This window comes from Marinibacterium sp. SX1 (genome assembly GCF_050389775.1).
Classification (GTDB): domain Bacteria; phylum Pseudomonadota; class Alphaproteobacteria; order Rhodobacterales; family Rhodobacteraceae; genus Marinibacterium.
In genome coordinates this window covers 457,455-471,613 of the sequence record NZ_CP177144.1, presented here as the reverse complement: position 1 = coordinate 471,613, position 14,159 = coordinate 457,455, and the positions used below count along the sequence as shown (strand labels likewise).

The following is a 14,159-nucleotide window of genomic DNA, read 5'->3' as shown; positions in this document are numbered from 1 at the left end:
TCCGGGCTTGGAAACCTTCATCGGCGCGACTAGCGTGCGCCGATGTGTCCCGTTTCCCCCCAGGCCCCGTTTTCTGCCCCGCCCGATCCGTCGCCCGATCCGTCGCCCCATGACAGCGCCTATTCCTGGCTGCGCCTGGCCCTGACCATTGCTGTCGGAATCGTGGCCAACGTGGGCATGTGGGCCGTCATCCTGATCATGCCCGCCGTCGAGGCCGAATTCGGCCTGACCCGGGCCGAGGCCTCGGTGCCTTTCACCCTGACGATGATCGGGTTCGGCCTGGGCAACCTGCTGATCGGCCGGATGGTCGACCGCATCGGCATCACCCGGTCGCTGATCGCCTCGGCCGTGATGTCGGCCCTGGCCTATGGCCTGGCCGTCCTGTCGCCCGGGCTGGTCACCCTGTCGGCCGCCCATGTCCTGCTGGGCGTCGGATCGGCCGCCGGGTTCGGGCCGCTCATGGCCGATATCTCGCACTGGTTCCTGCGCCGCAGGGGCATCGCCGTGGGCCTGGCCGCCAGCAGCAATTACCTCTCGGGCGCGCTCTGGCCGACGATCCTGGCCGCGCCCCTGGCCGAAGACGGCTGGCGGACGGTCTATGTCATCCTGGCCCTGGTCACCCTGGCCGTTGTCATCCCCATGGCCTTCCTGCTGCGCCGGTCGCTGCCCGCCGCGGCCCATGGCCTGGCCGAGGCCGCCGCGGCCGGGCGGGCGGGCAGTGTCGGCCTGTCGCCCCGCGCCCTGCAGCTGGTCCTTGGCCTGGCCGGCATCGCCTGCTGCGTGGCCATGGCCATGCCCCAGGTCCATATCGTGGCCTATTGCGTGGGCCTGGGCTATGGCCCGGCCGTCGGCGCCGAGATGCTGTCGCTGATGCTGCTCGGCGGGGTGGTCAGCCGGGTGCTCTCGGGCGTGGTGGCCGATCGCCTGGGCGGCGTGCGCACCCTGCTGATCGGCTCGGTCCTGCAGGGCCTGGCCCTGGTGCTCTACCTGCCCTGGGACGGGCTGGTCCCGCTTTACGTCGTCTCGACGGTCTTCGGGCTCAGCCAGGGCGGCATCGTGCCGTCCTATGCTCTTGTCGTGCGCGAATACATGCCCGCCCGCGAGGCCGGGCGCCGGGTCGGCTTTGTCATCATGATGACCATCTTCGGCATGGGCCTGGGCGGCTGGATGAGCGGCTGGATCTACGACCTGTCGGGCAGCTATCGCCTGGCCTTTGTCAACGGCATCGCCTGGAACGCCCTCAATGTCGCGATCATGGCCCTGCTGCTCTACCGCGCGCGCCACCCGCGCGGCGGCGCGGCGCGGCCCGTCGAGGCCTAGCGCTTGCGGAACACCGCGATGCGCGCCATGTCGTCGCGATGCGCGCCCTGGGCCGCCGGGCCATAGATCCGCACCTCGGGTAGGTCCAGGTCGCGGATCTGCGGAGCCAGGCGGTCGAGCGCGGCGGCAAAGCCATGGGCCTCGTAATGCGCCGCGTTGATGGCCAGGGCCAGCACCGCCCCCGGCGCGGCCAGGCGCAGCACCTCGTCCAGCACTTCGGGGCCGACATGGCCATGGGTGAACGTGCCCGACGACACCACCCCGGCATAACACCCGTCGTCGCAGGCCACCCCGGCATAGAGATCGGCCTCGATCAGCCCGCGATAGACACCCTTGTCCCGCGCGACCTCCAGCATCTGGGCCGAGATGTCGACCCCGTCGACCGGCCCGGACCCGGCCTCGGCCAGCGCCACGCCGCACAGGCCGGTGCCCGCGCCCACGTCCAGCACGGGGCCCTGTCCCCCGGCCCCGACAAAGGCCCGGGCGGTGGCCTGCGGCAGGGCATAGGCCTCGGCCGCGGCGAAATCGGTGTCGTAATCCCTGGCCCAGCGGGCATAAAGCGCCCGGTTGTCGTCGGGGGTCTGCAGGGCATAGGCGGCGGTCAGATCAGGATCTTCGCTACTCATGGCCCCAGCAAACCCCGCCTTGGTCCAAAGCGCAACCTCCCTGCTTCTTCTTGGCCCAAATACCCGTCGCCGGCCCCTCCGCCCGCCCGATCGCCCGGCAAGGGCGCCCCGTGACGCCGGTCCCTCCGCCCGTCCGCGCGTCCGGCATGGGCGCTGCGTGACGCCGTGATCCTCCGGTCGCCCGATGGGTCCGGCAAGGGCGCTCCGTAACGTCGTGCTCTCCGCCCTGCACGGGCACCCAAGGCCCCCGCTCAGGCAAAGGCCCCCTGGCAGAACCAGCCCGCCGACATCGTCCCGCCATGGGCATAATACAGCCACAGCCGCTCGCCAGCCGCCGTGGTCACCACCCAGTAGTCGCGCACCCCGCTGCGCCAGTCGGGCTCGTCCAGCCACCATTCCGGCGCGATCCGTTCCGGCCCGCTGGCCGCGGCCAGCACCCGGTCCCGGCCGCGCCAGCGGAACCGTTCGGGCAGGTCCGGCCGGTCGGGCGCCGTCACCGGCTCGGGCCGCCACAGGGTCAGCGGCCGCGCCCGGTCGGGTGCGGGCCAGTCGCGTGCCGGGGCCGACCAGGCCGCGGCCATGACCTGGGCCGTCTTCTCGGGAATATGGCTGGACACCGGGTGCAGCCGGGTGATCGCCTCCAGCCCGACCCGCGCGCCCAGCCGGGCCACCAGGTCGTCCAGCGCGCTGTTGCCCTCCAGCCGCTCGCGCACGGCCTGGCCGGCCTTCAGGTGGCCGGTCCGGTCGCCTTCGTGGACCGGCTCGGTCGCCACCGCCTCCAGCCGCAGCATGTCGATGCCAAAACCCGCGTCGATCCCGTCCAGCTTCATCTCGACCAGCGGCCGGATCCGGTGCGGCGCCCGGGTCGGTCGGGCAAAGCCCAGCTCGACCACCTCGGCCGCCTGGTCGGTGCGATGGGCCTCCAGCCGCAGCCGGCGCATCCCCCGGCCCTTGTCCTCCAGCTTGTCGGCCAGCCGGGGCAGCATCCGGTCGATGGCCGCCATCATGTCCGCGACCAGCCCGATCGGCTCGGGAAAGGTCATCCGCACGGCGAAATGGTCGGGCGGAGCGGCGGGCGAGACCGGCTCGGGCGCCGATCCCATGGTCTGGTCCAGCCGCAGCACCAGCCCGGTGCCGAAACGCCGGGCCAGCCCGGCCCGCGGCTGGCCCAGGAGATCCCCGATCCGCCGCAGGCCCAGCCGGCCCAGCTGGGTCGCCGTGTCGCCATCCAGCCGCAGCGCCGCCACGGGCAGCGGGCCTAGCGCCCCGTGGCTCTGGCCCGGCGGCGCGATCCGCGCGACCCGTCCGGGCCCCGACCCGACGCCCGATCCGGCGCGCGATCCGGGGGGCGATCCGTTGCGCGATCCGTTGCGCGATCCGGGCCCCGATGCTCCGACCCCGGCCTCCGGCGCCGGCCCGCCCCGGGTCCAGTGCTTGCGGCGCGAGGCCCGCGCCCGCGTCGCCCGGGCCTCCTGTTCGATCGCATCGCCCGAGCGCACCGACGCCGGCGCCGCCCCGGCATACCGCGCCAGCGCCCAGGCCGCGCCCAGCGTATCGGCCAGGCCCAGCCGCACGGTCAGCCCCATCTCGGCGCAATCGGCCTCGACCACGTCCATCAACGCCTCTTCGCCGCCAAAGAGATGCGCGCAGCCCGACAGGTCGATGACCAGCCCGTCGGGCGGTTCCTCGGCCACCCAGGGGCTGAACTTGCCGGCCCAGCGGCGCAGCGCGCCGAGAAAGGCCGCCTCGGCCGGGGCATTGCGCGCCCGGGTCAGCAGCCCGGCACACATGGCATGGGCATCGCGCACCGGCTGGCCCCGGCGGATGCCCGCGGCAAAGGCCGGCGCATTGACCGAGGACACCAGCTGCATGTTGCCCCGGTCCTCGACCACGGCCAGCGGCGCGTCCAGCGTGCCCCGGGCGGCGCGCATGAGACGGTCCGCGCCAAGGCGGGGAAACCAGAGCGAAAGGATACGGCGTTTGGGCATTGGCAGCAGATGTTCACACTATGTTCTCATTTCTACCGCGAGTCGCCCCGCAGAGTCGAGATCCTGCCGCGTCTTCGGGCAGGGCGATCACAGTTTCGCCAGCAGCCGGGCCAAACGTGGATATGTTGCCGGAATCTCCGCATTGTCGATCTGCCAGAACCATGAGGATATCCCATGACCAGCAAGATCACCGCGATTGCCCTGTCGACCGCCTTTGTCGCGGCGCTTGGCGCAACCCTGACCATCGCCTCGGCCACGGATGCCCATAGCGACGCTTCCAACCCCGCCGTGAAGGCCCGCATGGAGGCCATGAAGGTCATCGGCGCCCAGACCAAGGTGCTGGGTGACATGGCGAAGGGCGCAACGGCCTTTGACGCCGCCGCCGCACAGGCCGCCGCCGCGACCATGGCCGCCGAGGCTGCCAAGATCCCGGCGCTGTTCGAACCGCAGGAAGACGACCCGGAATCCGAGGCCAAGCCGATCATCTGGGACCAGTGGGACGATTTCGCGGCCAAGGCCATGGACCTGGAAAACGCCGCCACCGCGGCCCAGGCCTCGCTGACGGACGCCGGCTCGGTCGGCCCGGCCCTGGGCCAGATCGGCGGCACCTGCAAGGCCTGCCATTCCACCTATCGCGAGTGATCCGCCACGCCGCGCGCCACCCCGCCCGGCGGCGGGACGCGGCATGGCCCGTTCGGGTTGTGGAAACGGAAACACCCGGCCGCGAGGGCCGGGTGGTCATCCGAATGGGGGCCCGCGCCTGTCGCGCCGGGCAGGGCAGCCGCGCGGGCGCCCGGTCACGGCCCCTTCATTGGTCGGTCAGCGGCATGTCAATGGCCCGTCAGGCCACGGTCAGCACGGCGCATTTGGCATGATGCATGATGCGCTGCGAGGTCGAGCCCAGCACCAGCCCGGCCAGGTTGCCCAGCCCCCGTCGGCCGGTCACGATCAGGTCGGCGCCCACCCGGGCGGCACAATCGATCAGCTCGTTGGCCGGATCGCCGCGCAGCATGTGGGTCTGCACATCGGTCAGCCCGGCCCCGGCCGTGATCGCCAGCGCCAGTTTCATGATCTCTTCGCCGGCCTGGTCCAGCTCGTCCTGGGTCGGCATTTCGGCCACGGCCGGGAACCCGGCCACAGCCGCCGTGGCATAGACCGCCGTTTCCGGCTGGGGCGAATGCACCAGGTGCAGGTCGGTGCCGTATTTCTGCGCCAGGTCACAGGCCATGCGAATGGCCTTGTCCGAGGCTTCGGACCCGTCCACGCCGACAACAATCGTTTCAAACATGAGAACCTCCTGGGGCTGTATGATACACTTGGTACAGGATAAAAGCTTGGCATCGCCTTGACCTGCGTCAAGCGCGGGAATGGAAATCTTGTCCGGGGGCTGCGCGGGATCTGGCCGGCCCGGCGTCGCACGCGTAGAGAGGCCCCATGACTGATCGCACCGATACCCCGCTGATCGCCGTCCTGATCGACGCCGACAACACCTCGCCCCGCTATGCCAAGGCCATCTTCGACGAGATCGCCCGCCTGGGCGAAGCGTCGGTCCGGCGCTGCTATGGCGACTTTTCCAGCCAGCAGATGGCGGGATGGTCGAAGGTCCAGGCCGAATTCGGCCTGGTGCCCCATCACCAGCCGGCCAATACCGTGGGCAAGAACGCCAGCGACATCGCGCTGGTCATCGACGCCATGGACCTGATGCATTCCGGCCGGTTCGACGGCTTTGCCCTGGTGTCGTCCGACAGCGATTTCACCCGCCTGGCCTCACGCCTGCGGGAACAGGGGCTGGATGTCTACGGCATGGGCAAGATGAACACGCCCGAAGCCTTCCGCAAGGCATGCAAGCGCTTCATCTTCCTGGAAAATATCGGGGCCGAGGGCGAAAAGCCCGCCGACGAGCCGCCCAAGACGCAACGGTCGATCAACGAGGTGCGCGACCTGGTCTACCGGGCGATGGACACGATCGAACAGGAAGACGATTGGTACGCGCTGGGGCCGATCGGCCAGTTCATCACCGCGTCCAACCCCGATTTCGACACGCGGTCCTATGGCAAGCGCAAGCTGTCCGACCTGATCCGCGCCATCCGCACGCTGGAAACCCGGCGCGACGACAGCAACCAGCTGCTGGTGCGCCGGCTGGATTGATCGCCTCTGGCCGGGCTTGCGCCCGGCCCTGGTTGGCGGGGCTGGGTGGCGCGGGCCCCTGATCTGCCCGGGCCGGCCGGGCGCATCACGTGCCGTAGCGTGCCAGGAAGGTGGTCGTGGCCTCGCGGGCCACGTCGATGATCTCGGCCCGGGAAAACTCGGTCTGCAGGCCAAAGACCGCCCGGGGCCACAGCCGGCACTTGCACAATTCCGAGAATTGCTCGGCCGCCAGGGCCATGTCGTCGATCTGCAATTCGCCCTGGGCGCAGGCATGGCGGAAATACTCGGCCAGCCGTTCCCGCCCGCGCACCGGCCCGCTTTCGTAAAAGGCCTGGCCCAGCTCGGGAAAGCGTTCGGCCTCGGCCACGCAGATGCGATAGACCTGCAGGCCAAAGCCCGACAGCATGAAGCTGACGATCTCGACGGCGGCCATGGTCAGCACGTCGGCCGGCGGTGCGGCAGGGTCGATCCGGGCGGCGGTTTCCTCGGCCATGCGCTGGCATTCGTGGCGCGCGACTTCCATGAACAACAGGCGCTTGTCGGGGAAATAGCTGTAGAGCGTGGCCTTGGACACGCCGGCCGAACGGGCGATGTCATCGACGCTGGCGCCTTCGAATCCATCGGCCATGAAGACCTCGCGCGCGCCGGCCAGCACCTGTTCGAACTTGCGGCCCGTGCGCACCACGGTCGCGGCGTCACCCATGTCATGTCCCTTTGAAATGTCCCGCTCCGACCATAAACCGATCAGTTCAGTTTCGACAAGCACAGGCGGCGGTATACCGCGCTCCGGTCCGGCCGGATGATGTGCAATTGACCCAGGGTAAGCCTTGGGTAAGCAATGGCAGGGCCACCGTGATGGGCATCGGCACATCAGCCCGCCCGCGAATGAGCGTCGCGCCTTGCGGTACCCCCCCGGCTTCGCTACGCCTTTGCCCATGGTCGAGATCTTTCTGAGAACCCTTCCCTTTTTTGCGATCATCGGCCTGGGGTTCCTGGCCGGCCGCCAGCGGTTCTTTACCGAGGAAGCCACGGCCTACCTGACCAAGTTCGTCTTTTTCTTTGCCCTGTCGGCCATGCTGTTCCGGTTCTCGGCCTCGCTGTCGCTGGCCGAGATCCTCGATTGGAACCTTGTCGCGGGGTATCTGTGGGGCACGGCCTTCATCTACCTGGTGGCCACGGGCGTGGCCTTTCTGCGCGGGCTGGACATGCAGACGGCGGCGGTCGAATCGCAATGCGCGGTGATCGGCAATGTCGGGTTCCTGGGCCTGCCGATGTTCGTCACCCTGTTCGGCGAGGCGGCCATCGGGCCGAACATGCTGGTGCTGACCGTCGACCTGATCGTGTTTTCCAGCCTGATCGTCATCCTGATCAATGCCGGGCGGACCGGCCGGCTGGGGCTGGCGACCTTTGGCCAGATCGGGCTGGGCCTGCTGAAGAACCCGATGATCGTGTCGATCGTTGCCGGGCTGAGCTGGTCGGCGCTGGAAATCCCGATCCCCCGGCCGCTGGACGAATTCCTGGTCATCCTGGGCGGAGCGGCCACGCCCGGCGCGCTCTTTGCCATCGGCGCCTCGCTGGCCAGCAAGTCGGCCGAACGGGTGGTCGTGGCCGGCTGGCTGAGCCTGTGCAAGCTGGTGCTGCATCCGCTCTTCGTGGCCATCGGCGTGCTCTGGCTGTTCCCCGTCGATCCCTTCTCGGCCATGGTCACGATCTCGGCCGCGGCCCTGCCGGTGGCCGGCAATGTCTTCATGCTGGCCCAGCATTACGGCATCGCCCCCCAGCGCGTGTCGGCGGCGATCCTGATTTCGACCACGGCCAGCATCCTGTCGGTGCCGCTGGTTATCGCCTGGGTCGGCGGCTGACCGCCCGGCGGCCTGTCCCCGAGGCGGCGAACCCTGCGCCTTTTGTCCGCCTGCCGGCCCCGTCCGCCTGACCGTGTTGCCTGCCCGCCGATCGACTGACCGTCCCGCCCCCCCCCAACGCAGCTTGCGCCTTTCGTCCGCCTTTACCGATGGATAGCCGGCTAGTAGGTACGGGACGAACCCAGATGAGGTCCCAAGGGGGAGACAGAATGGAAACCGTTTCGGAAAACCGCAGCTTCGGCGGCACGCAGGGGGTCTATACCCACCGTTCCGACGCCTGCAATTGCGACATGACCTTCGGCCTGTTCCTGCCGGAAGAAGCCGCCGACGGCCCGGTGCCGCTGCTGTGGTACCTGTCTGGCCTGACCTGCACCCATGAAAACGCCATGACCAAGGCCGGGGCCCAGGCCTGGGCGGCGGACCAGGGCATCGGGCTGATCTTCCCCGATACCTCGCCGCGCGGCGACGACGTGGCCGATGACGACGCCTATGACCTGGGCAAGGGCGCGGGGTTCTATGTCAATGCCACCCAGGACCCCTGGGCCAGCCATTTCCGCATGTGGGATTACATCGTCGACGAGCTGCCCGCCCTGGTCGGCAAGGAATTTGCCGTCGACATGGACCGCCAGTCGATCACCGGCCATTCCATGGGCGGCCACGGCGCGCTGACCATCGCCATGAACACCCCCGGCCGGTTCCGCTCGGTCTCGGCCTTTTCGCCGATCTGCAACCCGATGGGCTCGGACTGGGGCCGCAAGCAGCTGACGGCCTACCTGGGCGGCACCGAAACGGCCTGGGAAAAGCACGATGCCGCGCATCTGATGCGCGAGAAGGGCTTTGACGGGCCGGTGCTGATGGATACCGGCTCGGCCGACCAGTTCATCGACCTGCTGCGCCCCGAGATCATGGCCGATGCCATCGCCTCGCGCCGCCAGCCGGCCACGTTCCGCCTGCAGAAGGGCTATGACCACAGCTACTTCTTCGTGGCCAGCTTCATGGAAGAGCACGTGGCCTTCCATGCCGAGGCGCTTTTCGCCTGAGACCGGGTCCAACCCCATCCGCCCCTTGCGCCCCAAATTTCTTTCAAAGAAATTTGCCAAAAGTCTCTAGGAGACTTTTGACCACGCAAGGGGCAGAGAAATGCGACCAGAAGCCGTCATCTTCGACATCGGCAACGTGCTGATCGAATGGCAACCCGAACGATTCTACGATGCCGCGATCGGCGAGGACCGCCGCCGGGCGATGTTCGAGGCCGTCGATCTGCACGGCATGAACGACCTGGTCGACAAGGGCCACCACTTCACCGACACGGTCTATGCCGCGGCCGAGGCCAACCCCGACTGGCGGGCCGAGATCCGCATGTGGCACGACCGCTGGATCGAGATGGCCCAGCCGGTCATCGCCCGGTCGGTGCGGTTGCAATCGGCGCTGCGGGCCAAGGGCATCCCGGTGTTCTCGCTGACCAATTTCGGGGTCGAGAGCTTTGACTACGCGCTGACCCATTACCCGTTCCTCGACGATTTCGACCGCAAGTACGTGTCCGGCCACATGAAGGTGACCAAGCCCGACCCCGAGATCTATCGCATGGTCGAGGCCGATTGCGGCATCGCCCCGGGCGCGCTGCTGTTCGCCGACGACCGGCCCGACAACATCGCCGCCGCCGAGGCGCGGGGCTGGCAGACGCATCTGTTCACCGGGCCCGACGGCTGGGCGGACTGCCTGGTCGGCCATGGCCTGCTGACCGAGGCGGAAGCGGCATGAGCGCGCCGACCTACATCCCCTTCGACAAGGGCGAGGCGCGGCTCGACTGGCTCAAGCTGACCGAGGCCCTGGCCCGGGGGCACACCCTGCCCAAGGCCCAGATCGACGATACCTTCCTCTATCGCGGCGACGACACGCTGCTGTCGCGGGCGGCCTGGATCGACGGGCTGGGCCAGTTGGTCAAGACGGCGACGATCTTCCCGGGCAATGCCGCGGCCGACAAGCCGTCGGTCAACGGGGCGGTGACGCTGTTCGACGATCACGACGGCATGCTGGCCGCGCTGATCGATTTCCACCTGGTGACCAAGTGGAAGACCGCCGGCGACAGCCTGCTGGCCGCCCTGTGGCTGGCCCCGCGCGACGTGCGCGAGATCCTGATCATGGGCGCCGGCACGGTGTCGGGCACGCTGGTCGAGGCCTTTTCCGCCGGGTTCCCCCAGGCCCGGTTCCGCATCTGGAACCGCACGCCCGACCGGGCCCGTGCGCTGGCCGCCAGGTATCGCAATGCCGAGGCCGCCGACGATCTGGCCGAGGCCGTGCCGCGGGCCGATATCGTGCTGGGCGCGACCATGTCGACCGATCCGGTGCTGCGCGGCGACTGGCTGCGGCCGGGCCAGCATGTCAACCTGATCGGGGCCTATCGCCCCGACATGCGCGAGGCCGACGACACGGCGCTGAAACGGGCGACGATCTACGTCGACAGCCATGACACGACGCTCGACCATATCGGCGAGCTCAAGATGCCGCTGGCCCGGGGTGTCATCGGGCGCGACGACATCCGCGCGGATTATTACGCGCTCGACGGGTTCACCCGGGGCACGGCCGACGAGATCACCCTGTTCAAGAACGGCGGCGGGGCGCATCTGGACCTGATGACCGCGCGCTACATCCTGGATTGCTGGACCGGCGGGGCCGAGCCCGGCCGCGCCGGATGAGCTGGGTCCTGGCCGCTGTTGTCCTGCTGCTGGCCGCGGGGCTGGCCTGGCCGGTCCTGCGCGAGCTGACCCGCCCGCGGATCGACGCGGGCCAGCGGCGCACGGCCGAGGGCGACTTTGCCGAGCTGTCGCAGGGCGTGACCCATTACCAGTGGATCGGCCCCCTGCGCGGCCCGGTGGCCGTCTGTGTCCACGGGCTGACCACGCCGTCTTTCGTCTGGTGCGGCTTGGCGCGCGGGCTGGCCGGCTGGGGCTACCGGGTGCTGATCTACGACCTCTACGGCCGGGGCTGTTCGGACCGGCCCTGCGGGTTGCAGGACCGGGCGTTCTTCCTGACCCAGCTTGACGACCTGCTGGCCCACGAGGGCATCGACGACGACATCACGCTGTTCGGCTATTCCATGGGCGGGGCGATTGCCACGGCCTTTGCCGCCCGGTCGCCCGAGCGCATCCGGCGGCTGATCCTGCTGGCCCCGGCGGGGATGGGGCTGAAGCTGCGGGGGATGAGCCGGACGATCCGCGACGTGCCGGTGCTGGGCGACTGGCTGATGCTGGCCTTCTACCCGGGCCAGCACCGGCGGGGCACCGAGGCCGAGCGCGACCTGCCCAGCACGGTCAGCGGCATCGTCGACCGCCAGCAGGCCGAGCTGGGCCTGCGGGGGTTCGTGCCGGCGGTGCTGTCCAGCCTGCGGGGCATCCTGTCAGAGGATTTCGAGGCCGATCACCGGGCGCTGAGGGCGGGCGACGTGCCGGTCATTGCGATCTGGGGCCGCGAGGATGCCGTCGTGCCGCTGAGTGCCATGGGCCGGCTGACGGAATGGAGCCGCCACGCCCGGCAGGAGGTCGTCGACGGCGCGGGGCACGGGCTGCCCTATACCCATACCGATGCCGTGCTGGCCGCCCTGCGGGGCACCTTGGCCGACGATTGATCCCGGCCGCGCGGCGCCCGGTTCCCCGGGGCGCTTGCGCCTGTCCCCCTGCGTGGGCGCGGCGCCGGCCTGGCCCGGATGGGCAGGCCGGTCAACGGGGCCTCAGGCCGCGGCGGCGGGCCGGGGCAGGGGGCGTTCGCGGACCGGCAGGTGCACGATGGCCGAGAAGGCTCCGATGCCGATGCCGACCCACCAGACCAGGGTGTAATCGCCAAAGGCGTCGTACATCCGCCCGCCCAGCCAGATGCCCAGGAACGAGCCCAGCTGGTGGCTGAAGAACACCAGCCCGTAAAGCGTGCCCATGTAGCGCATGCCATAGATCAGCCCGACCAGCCCCGAGGTCAGCGGCACCGTGGCCAGCCAGAGCGAGCCCATGCCGACCGAGAACAGCAGCACGGTTTCCGGCGTGATCGGGAACAGGATGAACAGGGCGGAAAACAGCGTCCGCCCGGTATAGATCCCGGCCAGCAGGTATTTCTTGGGGAAATGGTTGCCCGCCCAGCCGGCCAGCAGGGTGCCGGCCACGTTGGCCAGGCCGATCAGCGAAATGGCCACCGCCCCCAGCGCCGAGGTCGATGTCACGCCCAGCCCGTGCAGCAGGCTGCCCGGCGCGATCGGCCCGCACATCTCGGTGACCAGGGCCGGGAAATGCGAGGTGATGAACCCCAGCTGGTAACCGCAGCTGAAGAACCCCAGGAAGATCAGGGTGAAGGACGGATCGCGCAGGGCCCGGCCCAGGATCTGGCCCATGCTCTCGTCGATCTCGGTGGTCTCGGCCGGCTGCGGGGCCTTCAGCCCGGGCACCAGGAACAGCAGGGCCAGCATGGCCCCGGCAAAGATCAGGAAGACCGACGGCCAGGCCATGACCGACAGCAGGCCCTCGGCAATCGGCGCGCCGATGACCTGGCCCGCGCTGCCCGAGGCGGTGGCAATGGCCATGGCCATCGACCGGTGTTCTGGGCTGGCCGCGCGGCCGACAATGGCCAGGATGACGCCAAAGCCGGTGCCCGCGATGCCGAAGCCGATCAGCCAGTTCCATGTCTGGTGGCCGATGGGCGTGACCGACATGGACGACAGCACCAGCCCCAGGGCATAAAGCCCGATGCCCATGACCACGGCCTTGCGCTCGCCGATCTTCTCGGCAATCGCGCCAAAGATCGGCTGGCCGATGCCCCAGGCCAGGTTCTGGATGGCCAGGGCCAGCGAGAATTCCGCCCGGGCCCAGCCGAATTCCTCGGCGATCGGGATCTGGAACACGCCAAAGGACGCCCGGATGGCAAAACTGACGAGGGTGATCAGGCAACCGGTAACCAGAACCGGAGTAATCAGGGATGATGATCGTGAAACGCTGTTCGACATGGTAAATGCCCCTCCTCCGTCTTGCCGGGCGACATTACCCACATCCGCCGGCCCGGCAAGGTGCCGCCGTTCATGGCCGCTTGCCATTCCGCGCAACCCCGCGCTAGGTCAGGCGTCATGACCGATATGTCGTCCATCTACGAGGCCGGGGTTGCCGCCGGCACGATCCGCCCCGACCCGGCCCAGACCCGGGTCCTGCCGGAATTCGAACGCATCCGCACGGCCCTGCACCAGCCGGTCAAGCGCGGGCTGTTCCGCAAGGCGCCCGAGCCGCCGAAGGGGCTGTACCTGTGGGGCGGCGTCGGCCGGGGCAAGTCGATGCTGATGGACCTGTTCGTCGACGGGCTGGGCGACGTGCCGACCCGCCGGGTGCATTTCCATGCCTTCATGCAGGAAATCCATGCGGCCATGCATGCCGCCCGCCAGCGCAAGGTCGAAGACCCGCTGGAAGAGGTGGCCGAGGCCGTGATCGCCCAGCTTCGCTGCCTGGCCTTCGATGAAATGCAGATCACCGACATCACCGACGCCATGATCGTCGGCCGGCTGTTCGAAAAGCTGTTCGACGCCGGGGTGGTCGTGGTCACGACATCGAACCGCCTGCCCGACGACCTGTACAAGGACGGGCTGAACCGCCAGCTGTTCCTGCCCTTCATCGCGCTGATCAAGGAGCGCATGGTCGTGCACGAGCTGGTCAGCGACACCGACTACCGCCAGAACCGCCTGCAGGGCGCGCCGACCTATTTCACCCCGGTCAATGCCGAGACCCGCGACAAGATCCGCGCGGTCTGGGAAGACCTGAGCGGCGGGCCGGCCGAACCGCTGATCCTGCATGTGAAAGGCCGCGAGGTCGAGCTGCCGGCCTATCGCAACGGCGTGGCCCGGGCGCGGTTCTACGACCTGTGCGGCAAGATGCTGGGCCCGGCCGATTACCTGGCCGTGGCCGAGGCCGTGAAGGTGCTCGTGCTCGAGGACATCCCCTCGTTGTCGCGGAACAATTTCAACGAGGCCAAGCGCTTCGTGACCCTGGTGGATGCGCTTTACGAGGCCCGGGTGCGGCTGATCTGTTCGGCCCAGGCCGAGCCCGAGATGCTCTATCTCGAAGGCGACGGGGCCTTTGAATTCGAACGCACCGCCTCGCGCCTGCGCGAGATGATGGGCGAGGATTGGGGCAAGTAGGGCGCCCCCGCGGCCCGTGTGACAAGGCAGGGCGGCCCTCACGCCGCGCGCGACT

Annotated in this window: 14 protein-coding genes; 9 read left to right on the top strand and 5 right to left on the bottom strand. The window is 69.1% G+C overall.

Annotated features, from left to right (window positions below; translation table 11 throughout):
* The first annotated feature begins 42 nt into the window (after window positions 1-42).
* Window positions 43-1,320 (top strand): MFS transporter, encoded by a 1,278-nt coding sequence (locus ACK3BB_RS02140; RefSeq protein WP_428927084.1) that lies wholly within the window; start codon window positions 43-45, stop codon window positions 1,318-1,320.
* Here ACK3BB_RS02140 and ACK3BB_RS02135 read toward each other — a convergent pair.
* Together ACK3BB_RS02135 and ACK3BB_RS02130 are read right to left on the bottom strand one after the other, a co-directional pair.
* A complete protein-coding gene (locus ACK3BB_RS02135) occupies window positions 1,317-1,946 on the bottom strand; it encodes a class I SAM-dependent DNA methyltransferase (protein WP_428927083.1) in 630 nt (209 codons plus the stop codon). The two genes, ACK3BB_RS02140 and ACK3BB_RS02135, sit on opposite strands and share 4 nt — an antisense overlap.
* 251 nt (window positions 1,947-2,197) lie before the next feature.
* A complete protein-coding gene (locus tag ACK3BB_RS02130; protein ID WP_428927082.1) occupies window positions 2,198-3,934 on the bottom strand; it encodes a Y-family DNA polymerase in 1,737 nt (578 codons plus the stop codon).
* A 174-nt stretch (window positions 3,935-4,108) separates the two neighbouring features.
* Here ACK3BB_RS02130 and ACK3BB_RS02125 point away from each other — a divergent pair, with 174 nt between their 5' ends.
* Window positions 4,109-4,576: a c-type cytochrome gene (locus tag ACK3BB_RS02125; protein WP_428927081.1), complete on the top strand. Its 468-nt coding sequence runs from the start codon at window positions 4,109-4,111 to the stop codon at window positions 4,574-4,576.
* A 199-nt stretch (window positions 4,577-4,775) separates the two neighbouring features.
* Here the strand turns inward: ACK3BB_RS02125 and ACK3BB_RS02120 are convergent, their stop codons facing one another.
* Window positions 4,776-5,222 carry a universal stress protein gene (locus tag ACK3BB_RS02120; protein ID WP_428927080.1) on the bottom strand — a complete coding sequence of 149 codons (447 nt, stop codon included), beginning with the start codon at window positions 5,220-5,222 and terminating at the stop codon, window positions 4,776-4,778.
* 146 nt (window positions 5,223-5,368) lie between these two features.
* Between ACK3BB_RS02120 and ACK3BB_RS02115 the strand changes: the two genes are divergently transcribed.
* Window positions 5,369-6,082 carry an NYN domain-containing protein gene (locus ACK3BB_RS02115; RefSeq protein WP_428927079.1) on the top strand — a complete coding sequence of 238 codons (714 nt, stop codon included), beginning with the start codon at window positions 5,369-5,371 and terminating at the stop codon, window positions 6,080-6,082.
* Window positions 6,083-6,167: 85 nt separating this feature from the next.
* Here the strand turns inward: ACK3BB_RS02115 and ACK3BB_RS02110 are convergent, their stop codons facing one another.
* Entirely contained in the window at window positions 6,168-6,785 is a 618-nt protein-coding gene (locus ACK3BB_RS02110) for a TetR/AcrR family transcriptional regulator (RefSeq protein ID WP_428927078.1), read from the bottom strand.
* Between the two features lie 232 nt (window positions 6,786-7,017).
* On the opposite strand from ACK3BB_RS02110, the gene ACK3BB_RS02105 reads away from it, so the two are divergent.
* The 5 genes from ACK3BB_RS02105 (at window position 7,018) to ACK3BB_RS02085 (ending at window position 11,569) form a co-directional block, all read left to right on the top strand.
* Entirely contained in the window at window positions 7,018-7,944 is a 927-nt protein-coding gene (locus ACK3BB_RS02105) for an AEC family transporter (protein WP_428927077.1), read from the top strand.
* A 209-nt stretch (window positions 7,945-8,153) separates the two neighbouring features.
* Window positions 8,154-8,984 carry an S-formylglutathione hydrolase gene (fghA, locus tag ACK3BB_RS02100; protein ID WP_428927076.1) on the top strand — a complete coding sequence of 277 codons (831 nt, stop codon included), beginning with the start codon at window positions 8,154-8,156 and terminating at the stop codon, window positions 8,982-8,984.
* A 100-nt stretch (window positions 8,985-9,084) separates the two neighbouring features.
* Entirely contained in the window at window positions 9,085-9,705 is a 621-nt protein-coding gene (locus tag ACK3BB_RS02095) for an HAD family hydrolase (RefSeq protein ID WP_428927075.1), read from the top strand.
* Complete coding sequence (locus tag ACK3BB_RS02090; RefSeq protein WP_428927074.1) at window positions 9,702-10,640, top strand: ornithine cyclodeaminase family protein; 939 nt, start codon at window positions 9,702-9,704, stop codon at window positions 10,638-10,640. The genes ACK3BB_RS02095 and ACK3BB_RS02090 overlap by 4 nt, the downstream gene beginning before the upstream one ends.
* Window positions 10,637-11,569, top strand: a complete 933-nt coding sequence (locus ACK3BB_RS02085) for an alpha/beta fold hydrolase (protein WP_428927073.1) — start codon at window positions 10,637-10,639, stop codon at window positions 11,567-11,569. Before ACK3BB_RS02090 ends, ACK3BB_RS02085 begins: the two co-directional genes overlap by 4 nt.
* Window positions 11,570-11,671: 102 nt before the next feature.
* Here ACK3BB_RS02085 and ACK3BB_RS02080 read toward each other — a convergent pair whose 3' ends face one another.
* Window positions 11,672-12,928 (bottom strand): MFS transporter, encoded by a 1,257-nt coding sequence (locus ACK3BB_RS02080; RefSeq protein WP_428927072.1) that lies wholly within the window; start codon window positions 12,926-12,928, stop codon window positions 11,672-11,674.
* A gap of 117 nt (window positions 12,929-13,045) precedes the next feature.
* On the opposite strand from ACK3BB_RS02080, the gene zapE reads away from it, so the two are divergent.
* On the top strand, window positions 13,046-14,104 hold the full coding sequence (zapE, locus tag ACK3BB_RS02075) for a cell division protein ZapE (RefSeq protein ID WP_428927071.1): 1,059 nt from the start codon (window positions 13,046-13,048) through the stop codon (window positions 14,102-14,104).
* The last annotated feature ends 55 nt before the right edge of the window (window positions 14,105-14,159 follow it).

What these genes read in the sequence shown, in the direction of transcription:
- ACK3BB_RS02080 (WP_428927072.1), bottom strand. Translation starts at nt 12,928, where the DNA reads ATGTCGAACAGCGTTTCACGATCATCATCCCTGATTACTCCGGTTCTG.
- ACK3BB_RS02110 (WP_428927078.1), bottom strand. Translation starts at nt 6,785, where the DNA reads ATGGGTGACGCCGCGACCGTGGTGCGCACGGGCCGCAAGTTCGAACAG.
- ACK3BB_RS02095 (WP_428927075.1), top strand. Translation starts at nt 9,085, where the DNA reads ATGCGACCAGAAGCCGTCATCTTCGACATCGGCAACGTGCTGATCGAA.
- ACK3BB_RS02120 (WP_428927080.1), bottom strand. Translation starts at nt 5,222, where the DNA reads ATGTTTGAAACGATTGTTGTCGGCGTGGACGGGTCCGAAGCCTCGGAC.
- ACK3BB_RS02115 (WP_428927079.1), top strand. Translation starts at nt 5,369, where the DNA reads ATGACTGATCGCACCGATACCCCGCTGATCGCCGTCCTGATCGACGCC.
- fghA (WP_428927076.1), top strand. Translation starts at nt 8,154, where the DNA reads ATGGAAACCGTTTCGGAAAACCGCAGCTTCGGCGGCACGCAGGGGGTC.
- ACK3BB_RS02135 (WP_428927083.1), bottom strand. Translation starts at nt 1,946, where the DNA reads ATGAGTAGCGAAGATCCTGATCTGACCGCCGCCTATGCCCTGCAGACC.
- ACK3BB_RS02125 (WP_428927081.1), top strand. Translation starts at nt 4,109, where the DNA reads ATGACCAGCAAGATCACCGCGATTGCCCTGTCGACCGCCTTTGTCGCG.
- ACK3BB_RS02090 (WP_428927074.1), top strand. Translation starts at nt 9,702, where the DNA reads ATGAGCGCGCCGACCTACATCCCCTTCGACAAGGGCGAGGCGCGGCTC.
- ACK3BB_RS02105 (WP_428927077.1), top strand. Translation starts at nt 7,018, where the DNA reads ATGGTCGAGATCTTTCTGAGAACCCTTCCCTTTTTTGCGATCATCGGC.
- ACK3BB_RS02130 (WP_428927082.1), bottom strand. Translation starts at nt 3,934, where the DNA reads ATGCCCAAACGCCGTATCCTTTCGCTCTGGTTTCCCCGCCTTGGCGCG.
- ACK3BB_RS02140 (WP_428927084.1), top strand. Translation starts at nt 43, where the DNA reads ATGTGTCCCGTTTCCCCCCAGGCCCCGTTTTCTGCCCCGCCCGATCCG.
- ACK3BB_RS02085 (WP_428927073.1), top strand. Translation starts at nt 10,637, where the DNA reads ATGAGCTGGGTCCTGGCCGCTGTTGTCCTGCTGCTGGCCGCGGGGCTG.
- zapE (WP_428927071.1), top strand. Translation starts at nt 13,046, where the DNA reads ATGACCGATATGTCGTCCATCTACGAGGCCGGGGTTGCCGCCGGCACG.